Annotated in this window: 6 protein-coding genes; all 6 read left to right on the forward strand. The window is 72.6% G+C overall.

Annotated features, from left to right (window positions below; translation table 11 throughout):
* The first annotated feature begins 52 nt into the window (after positions 1-52).
* The 6 genes from ACFU6K_RS25840 (at position 53) to gap (ending at position 7061) form a co-directional block, all read left to right on the forward strand.
* Entirely contained in the window at positions 53-487 is a 435-nt protein-coding gene (locus ACFU6K_RS25840) for a Rieske (2Fe-2S) protein (RefSeq protein ID WP_049649608.1), read from the forward strand.
* 84 nt (positions 488-571) lie between these two features.
* The gene (uvrC, locus tag ACFU6K_RS25845) at positions 572-2611 is read left to right on the forward strand and encodes an excinuclease ABC subunit UvrC (RefSeq protein WP_380666837.1); all 2040 of its coding nucleotides are present in this window, start codon (positions 572-574) and stop codon (positions 2609-2611) included.
* Between the two features lie 118 nt (positions 2612-2729).
* Entirely contained in the window at positions 2730-3614 is an 885-nt protein-coding gene (rapZ, locus tag ACFU6K_RS25850; protein WP_234348205.1) for an RNase adapter RapZ, read from the forward strand.
* 63 nt (positions 3615-3677) lie between these two features.
* Entirely contained in the window at positions 3678-4775 is a 1098-nt protein-coding gene (gene yvcK / locus ACFU6K_RS25855) for a uridine diphosphate-N-acetylglucosamine-binding protein YvcK (RefSeq protein WP_380666841.1), read from the forward strand.
* Positions 4766-5746 carry a DNA-binding protein WhiA gene (gene whiA / locus ACFU6K_RS25860; RefSeq protein ID WP_049649611.1) on the forward strand — a complete coding sequence of 327 codons (981 nt, stop codon included), beginning with the start codon at positions 4766-4768 and terminating at the stop codon, positions 5744-5746. The genes yvcK and whiA overlap by 10 nt, the downstream gene beginning before the upstream one ends.
* Positions 5747-6053: 307 nt before the next feature.
* Positions 6054-7061 (forward strand): type I glyceraldehyde-3-phosphate dehydrogenase, encoded by a 1008-nt coding sequence (gene gap, locus ACFU6K_RS25865; RefSeq protein WP_380666839.1) that lies wholly within the window; start codon positions 6054-6056, stop codon positions 7059-7061.
* The last annotated feature ends 58 nt before the right edge of the window (positions 7062-7119 follow it).

Consider the following 7119-nt stretch of genomic DNA (forward strand, 5'->3'; position numbering starts at 1 on the left):
CCGCATAGACTTCCGTGGTCCCCGCAGGAGCCGTACCCGTAGGAGCGCACCGATGTCCGAGGCCCCCGAGACCAGCCCCACCGCCTCCCGCCGCACCGTGCTCTGCGGGGCCGCGGCCGTCCTGGCGGCCGGCGGCACCGTGGCGGTCACCGGGTGCAGCTCCTCGTCCTCCGGCGGCAGTGCTCCCAAGGGCCCGGTCGACCTCGGCCCGGCCTCGGCCGTGCCGGAGGGCGGCGGCAAGGTCTTCCGCGAGCAGAAGATCGTGGTGACCCAGCCCACCGCGGGCCAGTACAAGGCGTTCAACGCCCGGTGCACCCACGCCGGCTGCCTCGTGGACCAGGTGAAGAACAACCAGATCCAGTGCCCCTGCCACGGCAGCCGGTTCGCCGTCACCGACGGTGCCGTGCAGGACGGACCGGCCTCCTCCCCGCTGCCCGCCTACACCGTCACGGTCGAGGCCGGCAACCTCAAGGTGACCCCGAGCTGACCGAGTTGAGCGCCTCCCGACCGCCACGGTCCCCCCTGACGATCTCCGCCCCGCGGCCCCGGCCCCACTCGGTACGGTGGACCCATGGCTGACCCGAGCACCTACCGCCCGGCGCCCGGTGCGATCCCGACCTCCCCCGGCGTCTACAAGTTCCGCGACGCCCACGGCCGGGTCATCTACGTCGGCAAGGCCAAGAGCCTGCGGCCGCGCCTGTCGTCCTACTTCCAGGACCTGGCCGGCCTGCACCCGCGCACCGCGACCATGGTCACCACCGCCGCCTCGGTGGAGTGGACGGTGGTCGCCACCGAGGTCGAGGCGCTCCAGCTGGAGTACTCCTGGATCAAGGAGTACGACCCGCGGTTCAACGTCAAGTACCGCGACGACAAGAGCTATCCGGAACTCGCCGTCACCCTGAACGAGGAGTACCCGCGGGTCCAGGTGATGCGCGGGGCGCACAAGAAGGGCGTGCGCTACTTCGGACCGTACGGGCACGCCTGGGCGATCCGCGAGACGGTCGACCTGCTGCTGCGCGTCTTCCCCGTCCGCACCTGCTCCAACGGCGTCTTCAAGCGCGCCCGCCAGGTCGGTCGGCCCTGCCTGCTCGGCTACATCGGCAAGTGCGCCGCGCCCTGCGTCGGCAAGGTCTCGGCGGACGAACACCGCGCGCTGGCCGAGGACTTCTGCGACTTCATGGCCGGGCGCACCGGCAACTACCTGCGCCGGCTGGAAGACGAGATGCAGGAGGCCGCCGCCGAGCTGGAGTACGAGAAGGCGGCCCGGCTGCGGGACGACATCGGCGCCCTCAAGCGCGCGATGGAGAAGAACGCCATCGTGCTCGCCGACGCCACCGACGCCGACCTGCTGGCCCTGGCCGAGGACGAACTCGAAGCCGCCGTGCAGATCTTCCACGTCCGCGGCGGCCGGGTGCGCGGCCAGCGCGGCTGGGTCACCGACAAGGTCGAGGACGTCGACACCGCCGGTCTGGTCGAGCACGCCCTCCAGCAGCTCTACGGCGGCGGCGAGTCCGTCCCGCGCGAGGTGCTCGTCCCCGCCCTGCCGGACCCCGCGGAGCCGGTCCGCGAGTGGCTCGGCGGCCTGCGCGGCAGCCAGGTCGACCTGCGCGTCCCCCAGCGCGGCGACAAGAAGGACCTGATGGCCACCGTGCAGCGCAACGCCCAGCAGGCGCTCGCACTGCACAAGACCAAGCGCGCCTCCGACCTCACCACCCGCAGCCGTGCCCTCCAGGAGATCGCCGACGCGCTGGAGCTGGACTCCGTCCCGCTGCGCATCGAGTGCTACGACATCTCCCACCTCCAGGGCGAGGACGTGGTCGCCTCCATGGTCGTCTTCGAGGACGGCCTGGCCCGCAAGAGCGAGTACCGGCGCTTCCAGATCAGGGGCTTCGAGGGCCAGGACGACGTCCGCTCGATGCACGAGGTGATCAGCCGGCGCTTCCGCCGCTACCTCCAGGAGCGCGAGCAGACCGGCGAGTGGGCCGTCCCCGAGGAGGACGACCCCGACACCGCCGCCGGCGGCACCCGGGACGAGGAGGGCCGCCCCAAGCGCTTCGCCTACCCGCCCCAGCTGCTGGTCGTCGACGGCGGCCAGCCGCAGGTCGCCGCCGCCAGGCGGGCCCTGGACGAACTCGGCATCGACGACGTCGCGCTGTGCGGCCTGGCCAAGCGCCTGGAGGAGGTCTGGCTGCCCGGCGAGGACGACCCGGTGGTGCTGCCCCGCTCCAGCGAGGGCCTCTACCTGCTCCAGCGGGTCCGCGACGAGGCGCACCGCTTCGCGATCAGCTATCAGCGCAACAAGCGTTCCAAGCGACTCACCGCCGGGGAACTGGACTCCGTCCCGGGCCTCGGCGAGACTCGCCGCCGGGCGCTGCTCAAGCACTTCGGTTCGCTGAAGAAGCTCCGGGCCGCCACCGTGGACGAGCTCTGCGAGGTACCCGGCATCGGACGCCGCACCGCGCAGACTGTTGCGGAGGCGTTGTCGTCCCGTACACCCGCCGCACCCGCGGTCAACACCGCGACCGGCGAGATCATCGAGGACGGGGCCGAGCAGGCCGCCGGGCCGGTGGCCGCAGCACCCCAGACCGCACCATCCCAGGAGACGCCATGACGGCCGACGCCGCCCGTCAGCCGGTGTGCCCCGGCCCCGCCCGCCTGCCCGGGCCGGGGAAGGGCGGCCGGGCCGTACGCGTACTCCCCAGCAGAAAGACCGAGAGCGGGGAACCGAAGTGACCGTGTCAGACGTGGCCGAGAACGCGCCGGAGCTGGTGATCATCTCCGGTATGTCCGGAGCCGGCCGCTCCACCGCCGCCAAGTGCCTGGAGGACCTCGGCTGGTTCGTGGTGGACAACCTGCCGCCGGCCCTGATCCCGACCATGGTCGACCTGGGCGCCCGTTCCCAGGGCAACGTCGCCCGGATCGGCGTGGTCGTGGACGTCCGCGGCCGGCAGTTCTTCGACGACCTGCTCACCTCGCTGGACGAGCTGGAGAAGCGCGGCGTCCGGCTGCGGGTCGTCTTCCTGGACTCCTCCGACGAGGCGCTGGTGCGCCGCTTCGAGAGCGTCCGCCGCCCGCACCCGCTGCAGGCCGACGGCCGGATCGTGGACGGCATCGCCCTGGAGCGCGACCTGCTGCGCGACCTGCGCGGCGAGGCCGACCTGGTGATCGACACCTCCAACCTCAACGTGCACCAGCTGCGTGCCAAGCTGGACGCCCAGTTCGCCGACCACGACGAGCCCGAGCTGCGCGCCACCGTGATGTCCTTCGGCTTCAAGTACGGCCTGCCGGTCGACGCCGACCTCGTGGTGGACTGCCGCTTCCTGCCCAACCCGCACTGGGTGCCCGAACTGCGGGCCCGTACCGGCACCGACGCGGACGTCGCCGGCTACGTCTTCCAGCAGCCCGGAGCCAACGAGTTCCTGGACGGCTACGCCCAGCTGCTGCGCATCATCACCGAGGGATACCGCCGCGAGGGGAAGCGCTACATGACGCTTGCCGTAGGCTGCACCGGTGGCAAGCACCGCAGCGTCGCCATGTCCGAGCGTCTGACCAAGCGTCTCATCGCCGACGGAGTCGAGACGGTGCTCGTCCACCGTGACATGGGACGGGAGTAACCGCCGCCTCCCTGCCGGGCCCGCCGGCGGAGCGGTCGGCGGGCCGAGGAACGCGAGGTGAGTGTGGCGGGATACGTGCCCGGGCGGCAGCCGCAGAGCAGGACCGGTGACCGGGCGGGCAGCCCGGCCCGGCCCACGGCGCCGGGCCGTCCGCGCTCCAGTCCCGCCCGCGCCAACCCGGCCCCGAGGATCACCGCGCTCGGCGGCGGGCAGGGCCTGTCGGCCTCGCTGTCCGCGCTGCGCCGGCTCACCAGCGACCTCACCGCCGTGGTCACCGTCGCCGACGACGGCGGCTCCAGCGGCCGGCTGCGCGAGGAGCTGGGCGTGCTGCCCCCGGGCGACCTGCGCAAGGCGCTGGCCGCGCTGTGCGGGGACGACGACTGGGGCCGCACCTGGTCCGAGGTGATCCAGCAGCGCTTCACCGGCAACGGCGAGCTCGGCGGCCACGCCGTCGGCAACCTGCTGATCGTCGCGCTCTGGGAGAAGCTGGGCGACCCGGTGGCGGCGCTGGACTGGGTCGGCCGGCTGCTCAACGTGCAGGGCCGGGTGCTGCCGATGTCGGCGGTGCCGCTGGACATCGAGGCGACCGTCCGCGGCCACGACCCGGCGCACCCCGGCGAGGTCACGGCCGTCCGCGGCCAGGCCGACGTCGCGGTGACCCCGGGCACCGTGCAGTCGATCCGGCTGCTGCCGGACGAGCCGCCCGCCGTCCCGGAGGCGGTCACCGCCGTCCGGGAGGCGGACTGGGTGGTGCTCGGCCCCGGCTCCTGGTTCACCAGCGTGCTGCCGCACCTGCTGGTGCCCGAGCTGGCCGCGGCGCTCACCGAGACCCGCGCCCGCCGCCTGCTCACCCTGAACCTGGCCCCCCAGCCCGGGGAGACCGAGGGCTTCACCCCGCAGCGCCACCTGGAGGTCATCGCCGACCACGCTCCGAACCTCGCCGTGGATGCGATCCTGGTGGACGAGCGCGCCGTCACCGGCGGGGCCTTCGGCCAGGCCGACCTGGACGGCCTGGCGAAGGCCGCCGAACGGATGGGCGCGGCTCTGGTGCTCGGCTCGGTGGCCCGCACCGACGGGACGCCGCGACACGACCCCGAGCTGTTGGCGGCAGCGTACGACCGGATTTTCCGGACACATGGAAGGATCGGGCCATGGCGATGACTCCAGCGGTGAAGGACGAGATCAGCCGGCTCCCGGTCACCCGGGCCTGCTGTCGCAAGGCGGAGGTGTCGGCGATCCTGCGGTTCGCGGGCGGGCTGCACATCGTGAGCGGCCGCATCGTGATCGAGGCGGAGCTCGACACCGGAGCGGCGGCACGGCGGCTGCGCAAGGACCTGCTGGAGATCTTCGGGCACTCCTCGGACCTGGTGGTGATGGCCCCCGGCGGGCTGCGCCGCGGCAGCCGCTTCGTGGTCCGGGTCGTCAAGGACGGCGAGCTGCTCGCGCGCCAGACCGGGCTCGTGGACGGCCGCGGCCGCCCGATCCGGGGCCTGCCCCCGGCGGTCGTCTCCGGGGCCACCTGCGACGCCGAGGCGGCCTGGCGCGGGGCCTTCCTGGCGCACGGCTCGCTCACCGAGCCGGGCCGCTCCTCCTCGCTGGAGATCACCTGCCCCGGCTCCGAGGCCGCCCTCGCCCTGGTCGGCGCCGCCCGCCGGCTCGGCATCCCGGCCAAGGCCCGCGAGGTGCGCGGCGTGGACCGGGTGGTGATCCGCGACGGCGACGCGATCGGCGCCCTGCTGACCCGGCTCGGCGCGCACGAGTCGGTGCTCGCCTGGGAGGAGCGCCGGATGCGGCGCGAGGTGCGCGCCACCGCCAACCGGCTGGCCAACTTCGACGACGCCAACCTGCGCCGCTCGGCCCGCGCCGCGGTGGCGGCCGGCGCCCGGGTGGCCCGCGCGCTGGAGATCCTCGGCGACGAGGTGCCCGAGCACCTGGCCGCGGCGGGCCAGCTGCGGATGCAGCACAAGCAGGCCTCGCTGGAGGAGCTGGGCGCGCTCGCCGACCCGCCGCTGACCAAGGACGCGGTGGCCGGCCGGATCCGCCGCCTGCTGGCGATGGCCGACAAGCGCGCCTCCGAGCTGGGCCTGCCCAGCACCGAGGCGAGCCTCACCGACGAGATGGCGATGAACTGACGCCCGCGGTCACGCCGCGTGATCACGAAGGCCGGTGCCCGGACCCCCCGGGCGCCGGCCGCGGTCGTTTCCGGACAGCCGCGACACTCCCGGATTGGTAGAGACCACTGAGCTGGGACCAACTGCCCGGCGGGCCGGGGCCGGACGGCCTGAAAAGGGGTTTGGGGCACGCCACGCCCGGTCTCACCAGGCGGCGCGATGTGCCGTCCCAGGCCCCGGAGGGGTAGGGTCGTAGGCGGTCGGGGACTTCCCAAATCTCACCCCCGCCGGGCCTCGCGCCCGGCGTACCTAACGAGGAGATCGGTTCGTGACGATCCGGGTAGGCATCAACGGCTTCGGCCGCATCGGCCGCAACTTCTTCCGCGCGGTCAAGGCTCAGGGCGCGGACATCGAGATCGTCGGTGTCAACGACCTCACCGACACGAAGACCCTGGCTCACCTGCTCAAGTACGACACCACCCTGGGCACCCTCCAGGCCGAGGTCTCGCACACCGAGGACAGCATCACCGTCGACGGCCACACCTTCAAGGTGACCGCCGAGCGTGACCCCGCGAACCTCCCGTGGGCCGCCCTGGGCGCCGACATCGTCGTCGAGTCCACCGGCATCTTCACCAAGGCCGAGGCCGCGAAGAAGCACCTCGCCGCCGGCGCGAAGAAGGTCATCATCTCGGCGCCCGCCACCGACGAGGACGTCACCATCGTCCTGGGTGTCAACGACGAGAAGTACGACGCCGCCAACCACCACGTCATCTCCAACGCCTCCTGCACCACCAACTGTGTGGCGCCGATGGCGAAGGTCCTGAACGAGAGCTTCGGCATCGTCAAGGGTCTGATGACCACCGTCCACGCGTTCACCAACGACCAGGTGACCCTGGACTTCCCGCACAAGGACCTGCGCCGTGCTCGTGCGGCCTCGCAGAACATCATCCCGACCTCGACCGGTGCCGCCAAGGCGACCGCCCTGGTCCTGCCGGAGCTGAAGGGCAAGCTGGACGGCACCTCGCTGCGCGTCCCGGTCCCGACCGGCTCCATCACCGACCTGGTCGTGACCCTCGAGCGCGAGGTCACCAAGGACGAGGTCAACGCGGCCTTCCAGAAGGCCGCCCAGGAGGGCCCGCTCAAGGGCATCCTGGCCTACACCGAGGACCCGATCGTCTCCTCGGACATCGTCAACGACCCGGCTTCCTGCATCTTCGACAGCCAGCTCACCATGGTCCAGGGCAACCAGGTCAAGGTGCTCGGCTGGTACGACAACGAGTGGGGCTACTCGAACCGCGTGGTCGACCTGGTCACCCTCGTCGGTGGGCAGCTCTGACCTTGCGGGAGCTGACGTGATGTAGGGGCGAGGGCCCGGTCGGCGTACGGTGCCGACC

Origin of the sequence: Kitasatospora sp. NPDC057512, assembly GCF_042802135.1 — a bacterium.
Classification (GTDB): domain Bacteria; phylum Actinomycetota; class Actinomycetes; order Streptomycetales; family Streptomycetaceae; genus Kitasatospora.

Bases quoted from the DNA above. Each gene is read 5' to 3' on its own strand.
- ACFU6K_RS25840 (WP_049649608.1), top strand. From the start codon at position 53: ATGTCCGAGGCCCCCGAGACCAGCCCCACCGCCTCCCGCCGCACCGTG.
- uvrC (WP_380666837.1), top strand. From the start codon at position 572: ATGGCTGACCCGAGCACCTACCGCCCGGCGCCCGGTGCGATCCCGACC.
- whiA (WP_049649611.1), top strand. From the start codon at position 4,766: ATGGCGATGACTCCAGCGGTGAAGGACGAGATCAGCCGGCTCCCGGTC.